This window comes from Montanilutibacter psychrotolerans, from assembly GCF_003719825.1.
Lineage (GTDB): Bacteria > Pseudomonadota > Gammaproteobacteria > Xanthomonadales > Xanthomonadaceae > Montanilutibacter > Montanilutibacter psychrotolerans.
In genome coordinates, this window is record NZ_RIBS01000003.1 from 141,802 (window position 1) to 160,139 (window position 18,338).

The following is an 18,338-nucleotide window of genomic DNA, read 5'->3' on the forward strand; positions in this document are numbered from 1 at the left end:
GGACCGGTCCACGCGACGCACCCGTCGCGCGACGGGACCGGGCCCACGCGGCGTCCGGTCGTCCCGTGGGAGGCCACGTCAGCGCTCCTGCGCCTCGAAGTTGAGGATCAAGGTGCGCTGGAAGACCGGCTCGAAGCCGGCAAAGGGCAGCGGCTGGGCCTTGAGCACGGCGGCCTCGATCGACTTCCTGCCGGCCTCGTCGTAGGCGCAGGGGCTGGAGAACTCGACACCGCCGTCGGCGACCTCGCCACCGGGCAACTGCCGGATGATCAGCTTGCAACGCGCGCCGAGCGCGACGTTGTCCGGACGCACCCACTTGCTGAGGATCGCGCGCGTCAGCGCGTCGCGGTAGCGCGCCGCCAGGCCCGTGTCGGTGCCGTTGTTGCCGGCCTGCGCGGGCGTACTGCGCGATGCCTGGGTGGCGCGCGCGTCGGCCAGTTGCTGCAGCCGCGCCTCGGCCATCTCCGCCTGGCGCGCGGCCTCGGCGCGACGGCGGCGGATGTCGGCCAGTTGCTTGTCGCGCTCCAGGCTGGCATTCATCTCGGCCAGCCGGCGACGCGCCTCGGCCTGCTGCTGGCGTTCGAGCTGGCTCAGGTCCACCTGCTCCTGGCGCTTCTTCTCGGGCTGGGGCGTGGTGGTCGTGGCAGGCAGTGGGGTGGCCTGGTCGACCACGGCTTCCTGGCTTTCCTGGTCCGGCACCGGGATGAAGTCCTGCGCGGTGTTCTGCTGCGGCGTCGGGGAGTCCTGCGGGCTGGGCTCGGGTTCGGGCTGCGGCAGCGGATCGGCGTCTTCGGGCTCGGGTTCCGGCAGCGGGTCGGGAATCGGATCGGGACGATCGCGCAGGGTGCGCCGCATCGCCGCGGACAGATCACTGGCAGCGACCATCTCCGCTTCCACAGGCGAGCCAGCCGAAGCCGTCGCCATCGGCCGGGGCCACAGCAGGGCGATCAGCCACCCGATCAGCCACACGGCCACCGGCACCAGGTGCAACAGCACCGTGAGACCGACGGCACGCGCGGTATCGGCGCGGGTTTCCCTCATTACTTGCCACCCGTCTCAGGCTGGGTCATCAGGCCGACCTTGGCCACGCCGGCCCGGCCCAGCATGCCCATGGCGTCGAGCACGCGCTGGTAGCTGGCCTGGCCTTCGCCGGCGACATAGACCCGCAGTTCGGGGTCCTGCTCGGCGATGGCGCGCACGCGGGCGACCAGCATCTGGCTGGTCACGGCCTCGTTGCGTCCGGCCTCCACGGCCAGGAAGTAGTTGCCGTCCTTGTCGACCGAGACGACCACCGGGTCTTTCTTGACGTCGATCGAGCGCGCGTTCTGCTTGGGCAGGTCGACGTCGACGCCCAGGCTCAACAAGGGCGCGGTGACCATGAAGATCACCAGCAGCACCAGCATCACGTCGATGTAGGGCACGACGTTGATGTCGGCCTTGAGCTTGCGCTTGCGGATGCGGCGTCCGGAAATGGCGGCCATGGCGTACCTCTGTGTTCGTGCGGTTCAGCGCCGTGCCGCTGCCCAGTGCCCCGGGAAGGCGGCCTGGTCGCGCGGCGCGATGACGTGCGTGCCCGGGTGGGCGGCTCGCCTCAGGTCTCGTCCAGGTGCGACTGGCGCTGCAGGATCGAAGAGAACTCCTCGGCAAACGCGTCATAGCGCACGGCCATGCGCTCCACCGCGGTCGCGTAGCGGTTGTAGGCCCAAACCGCCGGAATGGCCACGAACAGGCCCATCGCGGTGGCCAGCAGCGCCTCGGAGATGCCCGGCGCCACGTCCTTGATGCCGATCTGGTGGCTTGCCGCGTGCAGCGTGTGCATCGTCACCATGATGCCGAACACCGTGCCGACCAGGCCGATGTACGGCGAGGTGGAACCGATGTTGGCGAGCATTTCGAGGTTGTGTTCGAGCCCGTCGATCTCGCGCGAGGTGGTGGCGCGCATCGCGCGCTGGGCGCCTTCGAGTTGCGAACGGCTGTCGACGCCCTTGCGCTGGCGGATGCGGTTGAACTCGCGGAAGCCCGACTCGAAGATCGCCTCGATGCCACCGACGGCGCGGTTGCGCTCGGTCGAACCGGCAAACAGCTTGGTCAGTTCGGCGCCGGACCAGAAGCGCTCCTCGAACTGGTCGGCCTCGCGCTTGGCGCGGCGCATCACCATGAACTTGCGGAAGATGATCACCCACGACAACAGCGAGGCGATCACCAGCAGCGCCATGATCGCCTGCACCGGCCAGCTCGCCTTGCTCACCAGGTCGATCAGGTTGAGGCTGCTCTCCGCGGCGGGCGACGTCGCCGCCGCGACGGCCAGCTGTTCGACGGTGGTGGCGGCCTCTTCCGGCAAGGCCTCGACGGTGGTGGCCTGCAAGGCGATCAGCGGTGACAGCATGCGTGGTTCTCCGTGCCCTCTACGGGCATTGTTCGGCAGTTTGTCCGCGCCACGCGGGGCGGGCGGACGCTACGGGGCGACAGTCTAAGCGCCCGGTGTTTCCAGTGATTTGAGTTGTTCGTACAGCGACGGCGGGATCGGACGCGGCTTGAAGGCCTCGGCATCGAGCGCGGCAACCCGCACCTTGGCGGTCAGCAGCACTTCGTCACCGCGACGCACCTGCTGCGCGAACACCGCGCTGGCGCGGCGGCATTCGATCAGCGTCACCGTGACCTCGAGCGCGTCGTCCAGTCGCGCCGGCCCGAGGAAATCCAGGCCCATCGCACGGACCGCGAACACCAGGCCGTGCTCCTGCCGCAGGACGTCCTGTCCATGTCCCTGCGCGCGCATCCATTCACTGCGTGCACGCTCGAGGAACGCAAGGTATTGCGCGTGGTAGACCACCCCACCCGCGTCGGTATCTTCCCAGTAAATCCGGATTGGATGGCTGAACATCGGTTTAAGTAAGCCCGTGAATGGGGACGGATGACGCGGCGACGCCGCTCGGAATTCGTGGGGACCGGCGTGCCGGCGGCATTGCGGGGTGCTCGCCTCGACGGCCACCGCAGCCACGCGCGGACCTCCGCGCCGGCCGCAACGCGCCGCCCGGCGAACCTAGAGCCCCTCGCCGGTGCCGGTTCCCGCGGGTACTTCATCGAACATGTCCGCGCCGGTGCCGCGTGGCTTCAGGCCCATGTGCCGGTAGGCCTTGGCCGATGCCATGCGGCCGCGCGCGGTGCGCACCAGATAGCCTTGCTGGATCAGATACGGCTCGATGACATCTTCGAGCGTGCCGCGTTCCTCACTGAGCGCGGCGGCCAGCGATTCGACGCCGACCGGGCCCCCGTCGAAGGATTCGATGATGGTGCGCAGCATGCGGCGGTCGAGTTCGTCGAAGCCTTCCTGGTCCACCTTGAGCATCGCCATCGCCGCGTCGGCGACCTCGGCGGTGATGTTGCCGCCGGCCCGCACCTGGGCGTAGTCGCGCACGCGGCGCAGCAGCCGGTTGGCGATGCGGGGCGTGCCGCGCGAACGCTTGGCGATCTCGGCGGCCCCCTCGGGCGCACACGCGATGCCCAGGATCTGCGCGGAGCGGCGCACGATGCGGGTCAGCTCGTCGACGCTGTAGAACTCCAGCCGCTGGACGATGCCGAAACGGTCGCGCAGCGGCGCCGTCAGCAGGCCGGCCCGGGTGGTCGCACCGATCAGGGTGAACGGCGGAAGGTCGAGCTTGATCGAGCGCGCGGCCGGGCCCTCGCCGATCATGATGTCGATCTGGAAGTCCTCCATCGCCGGGTAGAGGATTTCCTCGACCACCGGCGACAGGCGGTGAATCTCATCGACGAACAGCACGTCGTGCGCCTGCAGGTTGGTCAGCAGCGCGGCCAGGTCGCCGGCCTTCTCGATCACCGGCCCCGAGGTCTGGCGCAGGTTGACGCCCAGCTCGTTGGCGATGACGTGGCTCAGCGTGGTCTTGCCCAGCCCGGGCGGGCCGAAGATCAGCACGTGGTCGAGCGCCTCGCCGCGGCCCTTTGCGGCCTCGATGTAGATGCCCAGTTGCTCGCGCACTGCCTGCTGGCCGAGGTACTCGTCGAGCCGCTTGGGACGGATCGAGGCCTCCAGCGCTTCGTCTTCGCGGGTCGAGGCGGTGGTGATCAGGCGGTCATCGGTCATGCCGCTATGGTCGCACGAGGGCCCCGCGTGGCACAGGGCGATGCGGGAAGCGCTCGCCCAGGCCCGCCGGGCCACGTCCGGCCGCCCGTGCGGTGGGCGGGCAGCGGGGCGTGCGATCGGCGGCTACGCGCCACGCCCGGCGGTTCGGTAGCAGACAGCGCGGCCCCGCCTGGCGGCAGGCACACACTCCGGCGCCCGTCCCGGCGCCTTCCGACGTCAGATTTCGATCTGCGCGCCCAGCTCCACCAGCCGGTTGCCCGGAATGCGGAAGAAGCCGGTCGCCGGCGCCGCGTTGCGGTGCATGAACGCAAACAGCTTGTCGCGCCAGAACGGCATGCCACGGTGATGGCTGGCGATGATGGTTTCGCGGCTCGCGAAATAGGTGGTTTCCATCGGATCGAAGTGGATCCCCCCGGCATCGCAGCTGCGCATCAGCGCAAGCGGCACGTCGGGCGTTTCCATGAAGCCGAAGCGGATCAGCACGCGGTAGAAGTCGTCGCCGATCGATTCGATGCGCAAGCGGCAGTCCCGCGGCGCGTAGGGCACGGTCAGCGTCTCCACCGTCAGGAACACATTGCGCTCGTGCAGCACCTTGTTGTGCTTGAGGTTGTGCATCAGTGCGTGCGGCACGACGCCAAGTTGGCTGCTCATGAAAACCGCGGTGCCCGGCACGCGTACCGGCGGCGCCAGCATCAGACCCGGCAGGAAGCTCCCCAGCTGGATGCCTTCCTGGCGGATTTCGGCGTGCAGCAGTTCGCGGCCGCGCCGCCAGGTGCGCAGCACCGTGAACACGGCCAGGCCCAGCACCACCGGGAACCACGCGCCGTCGAAGAACTTGGCGCCGTTGGCGATCACGAAGCCCAGGTCGACGATGAAGAACAGCACGCACAGTGGCAGCACCAACTTGCGCCACTTCGGCCACAGCGTACGTGCCACCAGCGCCAGCAGCAGCGTGTCGATCAGCATCGTGGTCGCCACCGAGATGCCGTACGCGGTGGCCAGCGCGGTGGAGGTGCGGAACACCAGCACCACCGCGATCACCATCAGCATCAACAGCCAGTTGATGTAGGGGACGTAGATCTGGCCGATGGTGTCGCTGGAGGTGTGCTTGATGTGCATGCGCGGCACGTAGCCCAGCTGCATGGCCTGGCGCGCAACCGAGAACGCGCCGGTGATCACCGCCTGGGATGCGATCACCGTGGCCATCGTCGCCAGAACGATCATCGGGATCAGCGCCCACTCGGGCACGGCCTCGTAGAAGGGATTCTTCACCGCGGTCGGATGGCCCAGCACAAACGCGCCCTGGCCCAGGTAATTCAGCATCAGCGCCGGCAGCACCACCAGGTACCAGCCGTAGCGGATCGGCCGGGCACCAAAGTGGCCCATGTCGGCATACAGCGCCTCGCCACCGGTCACGGCCAGCACCACCGCACCGAGGATGAAGAGCGAATGGCCGCCATGATCGATGAAGAAGCGCATCGCCCACACCGGGTTCAGCGCTTTCAGCACTTCCGGCATGTCGATGATGTTGTGGACGCCGATCACGGCCAGCGACAGGAACCACAGGCAGGTGATCGGCCCGAAGATGCGCCCCACCCGCTCGGTGCCGAACCGCTGCGCGACGAACACGCCCAGCAGGATCACCACCGTGATCGGCACGATCCAGCGATGCAGCGCGGGCGCGGCAACCTCCAGGCCCTCCACGGCCGACAGCACCGAGATGGCCGGCGTGATCACGCTGTCGCCGAAAAACAGCGAGGCACCGAAGATGCCCAGGATGCCGACCACGTAGGCCGACCGACCGCCCTTGGCGAGCGTGCGCTGGGCCAGCGCCATCAGCGCCATGATGCCGCCCTCGCCCTCGTTGTCGGCGCGGGTGATGATCGAGACGTACTTCAGCGTCACCACCACCATCAGCGCCCAGAACACCAGCGACAGGATGCCCAGCACGGTGTCGTGGTTGCCGACCAGCCCGAAGTGCGGAGAGAACGCCTCTTTCAGGGTGTACAGCGGACTGGTGCCGATATCGCCGAAGACGACGCCGATCGCGCCGACCACGAGCCCGGGCAGGCCCTGCTTGCCGTGACCGGAATGCGGTGCGCCCGCACCTGGAACCGGGGCGGAGGAGGAAGTGTTGAACGAGGTCATGGAAGCGTCTGCTCTGGGCGGGGTGGCCGCCGTGGGCTCAGCGAAGCGCGGACTTTAGCGCCTTGCGGATGATGGTGGCGGCGTCGTCGCCAGCCGCGGTGGCGTCACGCGCCATGCGCACGGCTTCCGCCGGCTTGTAACCCAGTTGCTGCAACGCGATCACGGCCTCGCCCTGCGGATCGAACACGGTGCCGCCGGCGGTGAGCGTGGCGCCTGCACCGGCGAGGTCGGCGGCGCGATCGCGCAGTTCCACGACCATGCGTTCGGCGGTCTTCTTGCCGATCCCGGGGATGCGCGTCAGCGCGGTCACGTCGCTGGCCTGGACCATGCGCGCGAACTCATCCACCGACACCCCCGAAAGCACCGCCAGGGCGATCTTCGCACCGATGCCGGTGACCTTCTGCACGTCGCGGAACAGGCGGCGCTCGCCCTCGCGCAGGAAGCCGTACAGCGAAACGCTGTCTTCCTTCTGCGCGTAATGGGTGAACAGCGAGACTTCCCGACCGAGCTCGGGCAAGTCGTAGAACGTGCTCATTGGCGCTTCGAGCTCGTAGCCGACGCCGTTGACATCGACGATCAGCCACGGCGGCTGCTTGTGGATCAAGTTGCCGCGCAGACGTCCAATCATGGCGTGCTCTCCAGGCCAGGGCGGCCGGCGGTTTGCGTGCGGTGGAATGCGGTTGCGGGTGCGGCGCGATCCACGCCATCAACGGCGGGCGAGGCGCTCCACCCCACCACGGCGACGCCGCATGCGACGACCTGGGCCATCACGTGCCGCGCCTGCGCAACTGGTTGATGGCCACGCCGGTGCGCGCGACGGTCGCGCTCATGTGGGCGTGGGTCAATGCCACCGCCAGTGCGTCGGCAGCGTCGGCCTGCAGTTTCACGCCGGGCAGATTGAGCAGCAGGCGCACCATGTGCTGCACCTGCTCCTTGTCGGCGGCGCCACGCCCGACCAGCGACTGCTTGATCACGCGCGGTGCGTATTCGCTGATCGGCAGGTGCCGGCGCACCACGGTCGCCAGAGCCGCGCCACGGGCGTGGCCGAGCTTGAGCGCCGATGTCGCCGACTTGTCCATGAACACTGTCTCGATGGCGACCTGTCCTGGCTGCCACTCGTCCAGCACGCGCTCCAGGTTCTCGCACAGCAGGCCGAGCCGGGACGGGAAGTCGGCGGCATCGAGCAGCTTGATCGCCTCGCAATGCACGAATGTGCAGCGGCCGTCGGCTGCCACGTCGATGACGCCGATGCCGGTGCGCTGCGAACCGGGATCGATACCGAGGATGCGGGTCACGGCGCGGCAGTCGGAAGGGCGTTACGCGTACGCATCGGCGCCGAGGTCGGCGTTGGAGTAGACGTTCTGCACGTCGTCCATGTCTTCGAGCCAGTCGAGCAGCTTGACCACCTGCTGGGCGGTGTCGCCCTCGACGGCGATGTCGTTGTCGGCCCGGTAGGTGACTTCGGCCAGGTCCGGGACGAAGCCCGCCCCCACCAGCGTCGCCTTGACCGCCTCGAACGCATCCGGCGAGGTCAGCACGTCGATCGCGCCGTCGTCGGGATAGACCACGATGTCGTCGGCACCGGCTTCGATCGCGGCCTCGGTGATCGCTTCCTCGTCGACGCCGGGCGCAAAGCTCAGCACGCCCAGCTTCTTGAACATGAAGGCGACCGAGCCTTCGGTGCCCATGTTGCCGCCGAACTTGCCGAACGCATGGCGCACGTCGGCCACGGTACGCACGCGGTTGTCGGTGAGGCAGTCGACGATCACCGCCACGCCGCCCGGGGCATAGCCCTCGTAGCGGATCTCCTCGTACTCGACGCCTTCCAGCTCGCCGGTGGCCTTCTTGACCGCACGCTCGATCACGTCCTTGGTCATGTTGGCCGACAGGCCCTTGTCGATGGCGCTTCGCAGGCGCGGGTTTCCGCCCGGATCGCCGCCACCGGCGCGCGCGGCAACGGTGATCTCGCGGATGATCTTGGTGAACACCTTGGCGCGCTTCGCGTCCGAGGCGTTCTTGCGGCCAGCGATTGACGGTCCCCTACCCATACGTTTTTCCAGAACCAGGCAATGGCGAGGCGGCGATTTTACGCGAACTTGGACCGCGCGCCGGGCATCGACCCGGTTCACGCACACCCTGCCCGGCGTGCACCGCGGGATGTTCAGGAATCGGGCGCATGCGCCGGGTTACGCCAGCCGGTCGTGCGCGAAGCGGCCGTGGTGGAGGAAATGGGCCGCCTGCGCCGCCGCTTCGGGCGAAAATACCAGCCCACTGTGGCTGGACGCCACGACACAGTGGTCGGCCAGCCCGGGAACGCGGGTCTCGTCGACGGTCACGGTGCCGTCGGAATCGCCATCGAACTGGGCGAACAACCGCCCCAGTCCGTGCGCAATCCGTCCGGCCACCATGCCCACCTGCGCCCGGCAATTCCACTCCGGCAGCCCGCTCTGGAGCAGTTGCGCACTGCGCCCGAGGGCCGGCGCGGTCCAGCCGCGGGAGGCCACCGCGCGCGCGGCGACGCTGCCGTGCAGGGGCGAGCCCAGGCATACCACGCGCGACACCGGCAGGTCCGGCTGCAGGCGCAGGGCCTCCAGCGAGATCAGCCCGCCGAGGCTGTGGCCCACCACCATGCACGGTGAGCGTGCGAGCGATTCGCGCAGACGCGCGACGGCTGCATCGGGGCCGCCGAACACGCTGGCGTAGGTGAAGATTTCCGGCTCGAAGCCGCTGCCGCGCAGGCGCGCGGCCAGCATCTGCAGCCACGCGCCCATGTTCCAGATGCCGTGCACCAGCACGACACGACGCGTGCTCACGTCGACGGCTCCATCGTCGGGCCGCGCCGCAGGATGTACTCGTGGTCGCGCGTATTGCCGACGATGAATTCGTAGTCGCCCACGTGCGCGAAGCCGTGACGGCCGTAGAGCCGCTGCGCGCCGAGGTTCTGCGACCACACGCCGATCCACAGCGTGCGCGGACCGTCGGACTGCAGCCAGTCGAGAGCGGCCTGGAACAGGCGCCCGCCCCAACCGCCGTTCTGCACGCTCGGCAGCACATACAGTCGTTTCAGTTCGCCGTCGCCTGCGGCCACGTCCGGATGTGGCAGGCCGCAGGGCCCGGCGGCGGCGTGCCCGACTGCCACGCCATCGTCTTCGAGCAACCACACCGCGTAATCGGGATGACCCAGGATCACCGCCTGCTTCTCGACCGAGTAACTGTCGGCGATGAAGGCCTGCAGGTCAGCCTCGGGATAGAGGTGGCCGAAGGTCTCGGTGAACGTCTGCGTGGCGATGCGCGACAACGTCGGCGCATCGGCCACGGTGGCGCGCCGGATCGCCAGCGCCATGGCTCAGCCCTGCCCGGCCGTGCCGTCGGCCGTCGGGGCGAGCTTCGGGCGCACCGAGACGTGCACTTCGGCCAACTGCTTGTCCGGCACCGGCGACGGCGCGCCGGTCATCAGGCACTGCGCGGTGGTGGTCTTGGGGAACGCAATCACGTCGCGGATCGATTCGGTGCCGGCCATCAACGCGGCGATGCGGTCGATACCGAACGCGATGCCACCGTGCGGCGGCGCGCCGAACTTGAGCGCATCGAGCAGGAAGCCGAACTTGCCCTCGGCCTCTTCCGCGCCGATGCCAAGCAGCTCGAACACCGCCGACTGCATCGCCGAGTTGTGGATGCGGATCGAACCGCCGCCGATCTCGTTGCCGTTGAGCACCATGTCGTAGCCGCGGCTGACCGCGGTCCTGGCGTTGGCGCGCAGGTCGGCGACATCGTCGACCGCCGGAGCGGTGAAGGGGTGGTGCAGCGCCACGTAGCGGCCCTCTTCCTCGTCCCACTCGAACATCGGGAAGTCGGTAACCCACAGCGGCGTCCAACCGTCGGCGACCAGGCCCAGGTCACGGCCAAGCTTGATGCGCACTGCGCCCATGAAGTCGCTGGCCGACTTGTAGCTGGCGGCCCCGAACAGCACCAGGTCGCCGCTGGCGGCCCCGGTGGCGGCCAGGATGGCGGTCAGCGTTGCGTCGTCCAGGAACTTGGCGATCGGCGAGGTGACGCCCTCCAGGCCCTTGGCCAGGTCGTCCACCTTCATCCATGCCAGGCCCTTGGCACCGTGCTTGGCGGCATGCGCGGCAATGTCGTCGATCTGCTTGCGCGACAGCGACGCGGCGCCCGGCGCACGCAGCGCGACCACGCGGCCGTCCTCGTGGTTGGCCCAGTCGGTGAAGACCTTGAATTCGCAGGTCTTGACCAGCTCGGCGATGTCGGTGAACTCCAGCGGGATGCGCAGGTCGGGCTTGTCCGAGCCGAAGCGGCGCATGGCCTCTTCGTACGTCATGCGCGGGAACTGCGCGGCAAGCTCGACCCCCATCACCTCGCGGAACACCGAGCGGATCATCTCCTCGGTGAGATCCTGCACGTCGCGCTCGGACACCCACGCGAACTCCATGTCGAGCTGGGTGAACTCGAGCTGGCGGTCGGCGCGCAGCGCTTCGTCGCGGAAGCAGCGGGCAATCTGGTAGTAGCGGTCGAAGCCCGCCATCATCAGGATCTGCTTGAACAGCTGCGGCGATTGCGGGAGCGCGTAGAACTCGCCCTCGTGCATGCGCGCAGGCACCAGGAAGTCGCGCGCACCCTCGGGCGTGGCCTTGGTGAGGATGGGGGTTTCGATGTCCTGGAAGCCGCGTTCGTCGAGGTAACGACGCAGCGCCTGCACCAGCTTGATGCGGGTGCGCATCTTGCGCTGCATGTCCGGCGTGCGCAGGTCGAGGTAGCGGTACTTCAGGCGCACGTCCTCGCCCGGGTTCTCGTGGGCGTGGAACGGCAGCGGCTCGGCCTTGTTGAGCACTTCGATCGCGCTGGCCAGCAGCTCGACCTTGCCGCTGCGGATCTTGTCGTTCGCGGCCTGGCGCAGCCGAACCGCGCCGGTGATGCGCACGCAGTCCTCGTACCCCAGCGCGGCGGCGGCCTTGAACAGCTCGGCGGTGTCGGAATCGACCACCAGCTGGACGACGCCCTCGTGGTCGCGCAGGTCGATGAAGACCACGTGGCTCTGGACGCGGGTGGTGTTCACCCAGCCGCACAGGGTCACGGTCTGGTCGATCAGGCTCTCGTCGACGAGGCCGCAATAGTGGGTACGCATGGAAACTCCGGAACGGATGCTGGCGCGGGCGGTCGGGACGATCCGCACGCGCAGGGCCGCACAGTTTAGCGGGTCTGCCGCGGGGGTTGGTCGGGGCCGGCGGCGCCTTTCCTTTACGGCCGCCAACCCACGGCGGAAACACGCGGCCTTAACCATTGCGGCGGGTTACTGCGCGAGCCATTGTGGCCGCCGTCACGCGCACCGCTGAAACCACCGCTCCGCCACGTCCTTGGGGGAAAGCCAACATGCCGCAATTGCCATCGGAACCGTTCCCCACCGCCACCCACGCCATGCCGCGACGACAACTGCGCGGATGGTTGCTGGCCTGCCTGGTCGCCGTCTGCGGCATCGCCAGCGCCCAATCCGCCAACCAGAACCTGCGCGGCATGACGCGCGAGGCCCAGGCCCAGGCCATCACCCAGGCATTCGCGCAGCAGTCCGGCGGCCGCAGCATCGACGCCAACCAGCTGGGCTACTTGCTCGGCCAGGTCGATGGCCAGGGCTGGGATCTGGCCCGCATCACCACCGAGATCGCCCGCGTGGTCGCCGCCGGCAACGGCCAGTACGGCGATCAGGGCTACGACCAGGGCGGCTACGGTTACGGCAGCGGCAACCAGGTCCAGTGCGAGAGCGTGGACAACCGCTACCGCGAGTGCCGCACGGGGTTCCGTGGCCGCGCCGTGATGGTCCGCAAGCTGTCCGACAGCGCCTGCAACGAAGGCCAGAACTGGGGCGCCCGCGACGGCATGGTGTGGGTGGATCGCGGCTGCCGCGCGGTGTTTGCCGAACAGGGCGGCTGGTCGGGCGGCAACAACCGCGACCAGGTCCAGTGCGAAAGCGTGGACAACCGCTACCGCGAGTGCCGCACGGGGTTCCGTGGCCGCGCCGTGATGGTCCGCAAGCTGTCCGACAGCGCCTGCAACGAAGGCCAGAACTGGGGCGCGCGCGACGGCATGGTGTGGGTGGATCGCGGCTGCCGCGCGGTGTTCGCCGAGCAGGGCGGCTGGTCGGGTGGCAACAACCGCGACCAGGTCCAGTGCGAGAGCGTGGACAACCGCTACCGCGAATGCCGTACTGGCTTCCGGCGCCGCGCCGTGATGGTCCGGCAGCTGTCCGACCGCGCCTGCGTCGAGGGCAACAGCTGGGGCGCGCGTGACGGTTCGGTCTGGGTGAACAACGGCTGCCGCGCGATCTTCGGCGAGGGACGCGGCGGCAACGGCCACGGCCAGACGGGCCGCATGACGTGCGAAAGTCACGACAACCGGCGCATCACCTGCCCGTGGCCACCCCGCTACGGCCGGGCGACGGTGTCGCGCCGGCTGTCCAATTCGCCGTGCATCGAGGGCCACAGCTGGGGCCAGTCTTCGTCCACCGCGATCTGGGTGTCCAACGGCTGCCGTGCCGAGTTCCAGGGCAACGGCGACGGCGGATATGACGACGGTGACTATGCCGGCGGCGGTTACCCCGGCGGCGGCAACGGTGACTACCAGATCACCTGCAGCAGCCACTCCAACCGCGGCAACCGCTGCAACTGGGACGCCTCCCGCTTTGGCCGCCCGCACCTGATCCGTCAACTCTCCAACGAGCCGTGCATCGAAGGTCGGACCTGGGGTTACGACGGCAACGCCGTGTGGGTCAGTAACCATTGCAGCGGCCGGTTCGGCGCGCGCTGAGGCACCCGACTTTCCACACGGTATGGCCAGCGGCAGCACCTCGGTGCTGCCGCGTGGACCGGCGCCTGCCTTTACCCGACCGCGCGCCGGCCGTTCACGGCTCGACAATCAGCGCGCCGTCCGGTCTGGCGACGCGACAGCCGGGCCGCGCGGGCGCGGTTCAGCCGGTCGAGAGCGATGACTCGACAAACGTCGCCGGTCGCAATGGAATGGGCGGTGGGCGGCTCGTGCCTGGCAGGTCGTGCCTGGCAGATCGTGCTTTGCAGATCGTGACCGGCAGAGCGGCCGGTCGTCAGGCCGACGGACTGACCGGCTTGCTGGCGGGCGCGGGTGCCGGGTCGGCCTTGGGCTTGCCCGGTGCGCCGCTGTCGGCGGGCTTCGCGGCACCGGCGCTGCTGCCGCCGTCGGCGAGGTTGCGCTTCTTGTCGCCGTCCTTCTTGAAGTCGGTTTCATACCAGCCACCGCCGGCCAGGCGGAACTGCGGCGCGGTCAGCTGCCGACCCACTTCCGACTGTCCGCATTCGGGGCAATCGACCGGATCCGGGTCGGACATCTTCTGCAGGCGGTCGAACTGGTGGCCGCAGGCGGCGCACCCGAAAGCGTAGATCGGCATGGTGGAGATTCGTTCGGCGGTGGACCAGCCTGACCAGATGGGGGCGTTGCTGCCGGAATCAAGGTGAACCACCGCCAAGCCCGGCCCCGGCGCCCAGACCCGATGCCCCCAGGCGCCCCACCCTCGCCTCGCGCCCGACCGGGCCACGAAACCGGCGCACCCCATGCCCGCCACCCGGTGTCAACCGCCGCCGGATGCCTATACTCGGCAACGACTCCGCACGGGCCCCTCCATGCCACTGCACGCCTACCGCGTCGACGCGTTCACCACCACGCCCGGACAGGGCAATGCCGCCGGCGTGGTCACCGATGCCGCCGGACTGGATCCGGCACAGATGCAGGCCATCGCCGCGGAGCTGGGATGCTCCGAAACCGCCTTCGTGCTGCCCGCTTCCGGGCCCGACCACGACCTGCAGCTGCGCTTCTTCACTCCGACCGTCGAAGTTCCGGTGTGCGGCCACGCCACCATCGCCGCGCATTTCGTGCTGGCCAGCGCCAGCGGGCACACCGGCGTGATCCACCAGCTCAGCGGTGCCGGCGTGCAACGCATCGAGACCGTGCGCGATGACCAAGGGATCGCCGTGCGGATCCGGCAGAACCGGCCGGAGTTCCGCGAGCCGCTCGCGCCCGAGCTGGTTCCCGAGGTGATGGCGGCGCTGGGCGTGGGCATCACCGACCTGGATTTCCGGTGCCCGCTGCAGTTCGTCAGCACCGGCCACGGCAAGCTGCTGCTCGGCATCGAGCGACGCGACCGGCTGCGCGAGCTGCGGCCCGACTTCGCGCAGCTGGCCGAATTGAGCCCGCTGGTGGGTAGCAATGGCTATTACGTGTTCACGCTGGACAGCGCGGACGACGACGACGCGCTCTGCCACGGGCGCATGTTCGCACCGGCGATCGGCATCGAAGAGGACCCGGTGACCGGCAACGCCAACGGGCCGCTCGGCGCCTACCTCGTGCGCCACGGCCTGCTGCTCACGGTCGGTGGGTTCACGCGTTTCCGCGCGCGCCAGCAGGCCGCGAACGGCCGCGGCGGCTTTGTCGATGTCAGCGTGCGCGCCGAAGGCGACATCCCGGTGGAGGTCGAGATCGAAGGCCGCGCCGTGATGGGCCCGCAGGTGGCGTTGACCTCGATCCGCTAGCTGGCATCGCTCAGGCGGTTCTACACAACTGGCCACTCACATCGACAGCGCCGCTTCCAGTAGTGGCTTCGCCCATTCCGGCGTCCGCTCAAGCGACGTCACGTCGTCCGGCCAGGTGAGCTTGCCCGAAGCCATCTCCGCGACCAGCAACGGGTCCGGAATCGCTTCTCCCGGCGCAACGTCGACACTGTTGTCGTACACCTGCAGGTGCGCCAGGTACGGCATGAGCGCAATCAGGTTTTCCAGCGCAACAGGGTAACGCTCGCGGATCTTGCCCTCGGGAATGCCGTGCCCGCCCACAGCCACTCGAGCACTGACGCGAGCGATGTGCTGCTCTGGCGATGACAGGCCGCAGAACCAGATCATCACGTCATGCGTCTTGGCGGCTGCCTTGATCTTCGACGGAACAGTTCGGCCACCCAGCGTGGTCTCGAAGGCAAAGTGTGCGCCACGGGCGACGGCCTCATCCAGACGCCGCATGCCTTCCTGCCACGCGATCGCATTGGCCTGGGCCTGGTCACAGCCGGTTTCGGCGATGAGCTCACGCGCAAACGCATCGGGGTTGAACCATGCCAGCCCATCCCGCTCCAGCAAATGTCCGCCGATCGAACTCTTGCCCGCGCCATTTACCCCTGCGAGGACAAAGAGAACGGGGCGCGCCTTCAATGACTCTCCCCGGCCTTGACCTTACCGCCGAGCTTGGCAGGACCACGCATCAGCAAACGGAGGCGAGTGCCGGCGTCTGCAGCCTGTAGTGACGCCAAACGCTCGTCGAAGCGGTGGCGAAGCGCATCGAGTGCCGACGCGTTCCTGGATTCGGCCTCATGCAGGGCGCGCACGATGGTGCCGTACTCCTCGACCGAGAGGATCACCGCTTCGGGCTCGTTGTGATTGGTCACTACGACCTTGCCTTCGCGGCTGACAGCTTTCATGACACCGCGCCAGCCAAGCTTCTTCACATCGGAGGCCGGCGTGCGGGGAAGATCCTCGATCGAATCGAGATTGAGAGGCAGGGCCACGGTTCGCTCCTGCGCCTGGGGGCGCAGGTGGAAATATACCCTTTTTTGCCATTTTGGCAAAAATGACCGAACTACCGGGCCCGCGGTTCGCCCAGCTCGCCGACGCCGGCGAGCGGCGCTGGCTCGACATCCACCGGGGCCCGCGTGGCACACGCCGCGCAACCGTCAGACGGGCGTCAGCGACACCGCACTGGATGACTCAGGCCGCGTCGTACAGCGCCAGCAGGTCGGCCTCGGCCGTGGCCAGCTGCGCGGCGAGGCGGTCGCGCTCGCGACCGACATCCGCCGCGCGGGTACCGCCAGCCGCGTACAGCGACGGGTCCGCCAGCTCGGTTTCGAGCGCGGCCAGCTTGCCTTCCAGTTCGGCGACCAGCGCCTCGGCCTTGGCCAGCTTGTGCGGGTTGGCCTTGGACTTCCTGGCGGCCGGCGCCGGCGATGCGGCGGCGGCCACAGGCGCGGCAGCGGCCGCAGCGGCGGCGGTCGCGGCCGGCTTGGCGATGCCCTTGCCGTCGTTGCTGTTGTCGCGCGTGCGCAGCCACACCGCGTAGGCGTCCAGATCGCCGTCGAACGGCACGGCCGTGCCGTCGGCGACGCGCCAGAACGTGTCGCAGACCAGGCCGATCAGGTGGCGGTCGTGCGAGACCATCACGATCGCGCCGGGGAATTCGGCCAGCGCCTCGGCCAGCGCCTCGCGCATGTCGAGGTCGAGGTGGTTGGTGGGCTCGTCGAGCAGCAGCACGTTGGGCTGCGTCCACGCGATCAGCGCCAGCGCCAGGCGCGCGCGCTCGCCACCGGAGAAGCCATCCACCGATTCGAAGGCGCGGTTGCCCGGGAAATTCCACTTGCCCAGGAAGTCGCGCAGCTGCTGGGTACCCACGCCCGGGGCGATCTCGGCCAGGTGGTCGATCGCGCTGACGCCCTCGTGCAGCGATTCGACGGTGTGCTGGGCAAAGTAGCCGATGCGAAGGTCAGGATGGCCGCCGCGCTCGCCCGACAGCAACGCCAGTTCGCCGACCAGCGACTTGACCAGCGTGGACTTGCCGGCGCCGTTGGGGCCCAGCAGCGCGACGCGGTCGCCGGCTTCGAGGATGAAGCCGACGTCGTGCAGGATCGTGGTGGTTTCGTCGCCGTTGCGGTAGCCGCAGTCGGCGTGGGTGACGCGCAACAGCGCGTGCGGCAGGCGTCCGGGTGCCGGGAATTCGATGTGCAGCGCGCGCTCGACGCGCACGGCCTCGGTGTTGGCCATCTTGGCCAGGCGCTTGACGCGCGACTGCGCCTGCTTGGCCTTGGCCGCGCTGGCGCTGAAGCGGTCGATGAAGCTCTGCAGGTGGGCGCGCTCGGCCTGCACCTTCTCGTGGGTGATCTGCTGCAGGCGCAGGTGCTCGGCACGCTGGCGCTCGAACGCGGTGTAGTCGCCGGTGTAGATCTTCGCGCCGCCGCCGTGCAGGTGCAGCGTGTGCGTGGTGACCTCGTCGAGGAACTCGCGATCGTGCGAGATCAGCAGCAGCGTGCCGGGGTACTTCAGCAGCCACTGTTCCAGCCACAGCACCGCGTCGAGGTCGAGGTGGTTGGTCGGTTCGTCCAGCAGCAGCAGGTCGCTGGGCGTCATCAGCGCGCGCGCCAGGTTCAGGCGCACGCGCCAGCCGCCGGAGAACTCACTGACCGCGCGCTGGTGGGTGTCGGCCGAGAAACCCAGGCCGTGCAGCAGCTTGCCCGCGCGGGCAGCGGCGTCGTAGCCGTTGAGTTCTTCAAGGCGGTGATGGGCCTCGGCAACCGCCTCCCAGTCCTCGTTGGCAAACGCATTGGCCTCGGCCTGGATCGCCGCATGCACGGCGGCGTCGCCGGACAGCACGAAGTCCAGCGCCGGATCGGGCAGCGACGGCGTTTCCTGGGCGACGCTGGCGATGCGCACGCGATTGGGGATGTCCAGGTCGCCGCGATCGGCCTCGACCTCGCCCTGGATGGCCGCAAACAGCGACGACTTGCCGGTGCCGTTGCGGCCGATCACGCCCACGCGCCAGCCGGCATGCATGGTCAGGTCGACGTTGGACAGCAGCAGGCGCTCGCCGCGGCGGAGGGCGAAGTCACGAAAGGCAATCATCAGCAGGTTCCAGGTGGTGCCGCGCCGGCAGACCCGCGGCGGCAACGGACACGCGTCGGTGGCGACGGTGGCCGCCGGAGGGCGGGGCACACGTCGACCGGGGGCGGTCGGGCCGGGCAGTCTAACAGCGATGCCGGCACCAGCCCTCCTCCGGGGCTCGTGCCAAGGCGGATAGGCGACGCGCGGCGGCGGCGATGGCCGTCGAAATCGGCGCTGGGGCGCGCTGGGCATCGGTTACCATCGGGCATGTCGCCATCTGCGTGCGGTTTTCCGCCGGCCCCGATCCCGGGGCCGCGACCGCAACCCGCCATCGCGACGCCTGCACTATCCCTTCGCTGCCCGCTGGCAGCCGTCCGCCCCCGACGCCCGTCCCCGGAGCGTCCCAGAACGGAGACCCGATGGAGTTC

18 protein-coding genes are annotated in these 18,338 nt (G+C 68.9%); 2 read left to right on the forward strand and 16 right to left on the reverse strand.

Annotated elements, in window-relative coordinates:
* Nucleotides 1–78 precede the first annotated feature (78 nt).
* From EER27_RS07435 to aspS, 12 genes are all read right to left on the reverse strand, one after another.
* On the reverse strand, nt 79–1,041 hold the full coding sequence (locus tag EER27_RS07435) for a cell envelope integrity protein TolA (protein WP_123087405.1): 963 nt from the start codon (nt 1,039–1,041) through the stop codon (nt 79–81).
* Nucleotides 1,041–1,481, reverse strand: coding sequence for a protein TolR (tolR, locus tag EER27_RS07440; protein ID WP_123087406.1), 441 nt, complete (start codon nt 1,479–1,481; stop codon nt 1,041–1,043). Before tolR ends, EER27_RS07435 begins: the two co-directional genes overlap by 1 nt.
* Before the next feature lie 110 nt (nt 1,482–1,591).
* The gene (tolQ, locus tag EER27_RS07445) at nt 1,592–2,386 is read right to left on the reverse strand and encodes a protein TolQ (protein WP_123087407.1); all 795 of its coding nucleotides are present in this window, start codon (nt 2,384–2,386) and stop codon (nt 1,592–1,594) included.
* 84 nt (nt 2,387–2,470) lie between these two features.
* Nucleotides 2,471–2,881 carry a tol-pal system-associated acyl-CoA thioesterase gene (ybgC, locus tag EER27_RS07450; protein WP_123087408.1) on the reverse strand — a complete coding sequence of 137 codons (411 nt, stop codon included), beginning with the start codon at nt 2,879–2,881 and terminating at the stop codon, nt 2,471–2,473.
* A 159-nt stretch (nt 2,882–3,040) separates the two neighbouring features.
* On the reverse strand, nt 3,041–4,099 hold the full coding sequence (gene ruvB, locus EER27_RS07455) for a Holliday junction branch migration DNA helicase RuvB (protein WP_123087409.1): 1,059 nt from the start codon (nt 4,097–4,099) through the stop codon (nt 3,041–3,043).
* A gap of 216 nt (nt 4,100–4,315) precedes the next feature.
* A complete protein-coding gene (locus tag EER27_RS07460; RefSeq protein WP_123087410.1) occupies nt 4,316–6,247 on the reverse strand; it encodes a potassium transporter Kup in 1,932 nt (643 codons plus the stop codon).
* Nucleotides 6,248–6,284: 37 nt separating this feature from the next.
* Nucleotides 6,285–6,875: a Holliday junction branch migration protein RuvA gene (gene ruvA, locus EER27_RS07465; protein ID WP_123087411.1), complete on the reverse strand. Its 591-nt coding sequence runs from the start codon at nt 6,873–6,875 to the stop codon at nt 6,285–6,287.
* Nucleotides 6,876–7,014: 139 nt separating this feature from the next.
* Entirely contained in the window at nt 7,015–7,542 is a 528-nt protein-coding gene (ruvC, locus tag EER27_RS07470; RefSeq protein WP_123087412.1) for a crossover junction endodeoxyribonuclease RuvC, read from the reverse strand.
* Nucleotides 7,543–7,563: 21 nt separating this feature from the next.
* Nucleotides 7,564–8,295, reverse strand: coding sequence for a YebC/PmpR family DNA-binding transcriptional regulator (locus tag EER27_RS07475; RefSeq protein WP_123087413.1), 732 nt, complete (start codon nt 8,293–8,295; stop codon nt 7,564–7,566).
* A 138-nt stretch (nt 8,296–8,433) separates the two neighbouring features.
* Nucleotides 8,434–9,018, reverse strand: coding sequence for a lipase family protein (locus EER27_RS07480; RefSeq protein WP_190285721.1), 585 nt, complete (start codon nt 9,016–9,018; stop codon nt 8,434–8,436).
* A gap of 38 nt (nt 9,019–9,056) precedes the next feature.
* Nucleotides 9,057–9,590, reverse strand: a complete 534-nt coding sequence (locus EER27_RS07485; RefSeq protein ID WP_123087414.1) for a GNAT family N-acetyltransferase — start codon at nt 9,588–9,590, stop codon at nt 9,057–9,059.
* Between the two features lie 3 nt (nt 9,591–9,593).
* On the reverse strand, nt 9,594–11,387 hold the full coding sequence (gene aspS / locus EER27_RS07490; RefSeq protein ID WP_123087415.1) for an aspartate--tRNA ligase: 1,794 nt from the start codon (nt 11,385–11,387) through the stop codon (nt 9,594–9,596).
* Between the two features lie 245 nt (nt 11,388–11,632).
* Here aspS and EER27_RS07495 point away from each other — a divergent pair, with 245 nt between their 5' ends.
* The gene (locus EER27_RS07495) at nt 11,633–13,060 is read left to right on the forward strand and encodes a DUF3011 domain-containing protein (RefSeq protein WP_123087416.1); all 1,428 of its coding nucleotides are present in this window, start codon (nt 11,633–11,635) and stop codon (nt 13,058–13,060) included.
* A 292-nt stretch (nt 13,061–13,352) separates the two neighbouring features.
* Here EER27_RS07495 and EER27_RS07500 read toward each other — a convergent pair whose 3' ends face one another.
* Nucleotides 13,353–13,673: an FmdB family zinc ribbon protein gene (locus EER27_RS07500; protein WP_123087417.1), complete on the reverse strand. Its 321-nt coding sequence runs from the start codon at nt 13,671–13,673 to the stop codon at nt 13,353–13,355.
* A 232-nt stretch (nt 13,674–13,905) separates the two neighbouring features.
* On the opposite strand from EER27_RS07500, the gene EER27_RS07505 reads away from it, so the two are divergent.
* A complete protein-coding gene (locus EER27_RS07505; protein WP_123087418.1) occupies nt 13,906–14,811 on the forward strand; it encodes a PhzF family phenazine biosynthesis isomerase in 906 nt (301 codons plus the stop codon).
* 36 nt (nt 14,812–14,847) lie between these two features.
* Here EER27_RS07505 and EER27_RS07510 read toward each other — a convergent pair whose 3' ends face one another.
* The 3 genes from EER27_RS07510 to EER27_RS07520 all read right to left on the reverse strand — a co-directional run bounded on the left by EER27_RS07510 (nt 14,848) and on the right by EER27_RS07520 (nt 17,931).
* A complete protein-coding gene (locus tag EER27_RS07510) occupies nt 14,848–15,477 on the reverse strand; it encodes an ATPase (protein ID WP_123087419.1) in 630 nt (209 codons plus the stop codon).
* A complete protein-coding gene (locus EER27_RS07515; protein WP_123087420.1) occupies nt 15,474–15,830 on the reverse strand; it encodes a type II toxin-antitoxin system prevent-host-death family antitoxin in 357 nt (118 codons plus the stop codon). Before EER27_RS07515 ends, EER27_RS07510 begins: the two co-directional genes overlap by 4 nt.
* 199 nt (nt 15,831–16,029) lie before the next feature.
* On the reverse strand, nt 16,030–17,931 hold the full coding sequence (locus EER27_RS07520) for an ABC-F family ATP-binding cassette domain-containing protein (protein WP_123087780.1): 1,902 nt from the start codon (nt 17,929–17,931) through the stop codon (nt 16,030–16,032).
* Nucleotides 17,932–18,338 lie beyond the last annotated feature (407 nt).

Bases quoted from the DNA above. Each gene is read 5' to 3' on its own strand.
- EER27_RS07500 (WP_123087417.1), bottom strand. From the start codon at position 13,673: ATGCCGATCTACGCTTTCGGGTGCGCCGCCTGCGGCCACCAGTTCGAC.
- ybgC (WP_123087408.1), bottom strand. From the start codon at position 2,881: ATGTTCAGCCATCCAATCCGGATTTACTGGGAAGATACCGACGCGGGT.
- EER27_RS07475 (WP_123087413.1), bottom strand. From the start codon at position 8,295: ATGGGTAGGGGACCGTCAATCGCTGGCCGCAAGAACGCCTCGGACGCG.
- ruvA (WP_123087411.1), bottom strand. From the start codon at position 6,875: ATGATTGGACGTCTGCGCGGCAACTTGATCCACAAGCAGCCGCCGTGG.
- EER27_RS07485 (WP_123087414.1), bottom strand. From the start codon at position 9,590: ATGGCGCTGGCGATCCGGCGCGCCACCGTGGCCGATGCGCCGACGTTG.
- EER27_RS07460 (WP_123087410.1), bottom strand. From the start codon at position 6,247: ATGACCTCGTTCAACACTTCCTCCTCCGCCCCGGTTCCAGGTGCGGGC.
- EER27_RS07520 (WP_123087780.1), bottom strand. From the start codon at position 17,931: ATGATTGCCTTTCGTGACTTCGCCCTCCGCCGCGGCGAGCGCCTGCTG.
- EER27_RS07480 (WP_190285721.1), bottom strand. From the start codon at position 9,018: ATGGGCGCGTGGCTGCAGATGCTGGCCGCGCGCCTGCGCGGCAGCGGC.
- EER27_RS07435 (WP_123087405.1), bottom strand. From the start codon at position 1,041: ATGAGGGAAACCCGCGCCGATACCGCGCGTGCCGTCGGTCTCACGGTG.
- ruvB (WP_123087409.1), bottom strand. From the start codon at position 4,099: ATGACCGATGACCGCCTGATCACCACCGCCTCGACCCGCGAAGACGAA.
- tolR (WP_123087406.1), bottom strand. From the start codon at position 1,481: ATGGCCGCCATTTCCGGACGCCGCATCCGCAAGCGCAAGCTCAAGGCC.
- aspS (WP_123087415.1), bottom strand. From the start codon at position 11,387: ATGCGTACCCACTATTGCGGCCTCGTCGACGAGAGCCTGATCGACCAG.
- EER27_RS07495 (WP_123087416.1), top strand. From the start codon at position 11,633: ATGCCGCAATTGCCATCGGAACCGTTCCCCACCGCCACCCACGCCATG.
- EER27_RS07505 (WP_123087418.1), top strand. From the start codon at position 13,906: ATGCCACTGCACGCCTACCGCGTCGACGCGTTCACCACCACGCCCGGA.
- tolQ (WP_123087407.1), bottom strand. From the start codon at position 2,386: ATGCTGTCACCGCTGATCGCCTTGCAGGCCACCACCGTCGAGGCCTTG.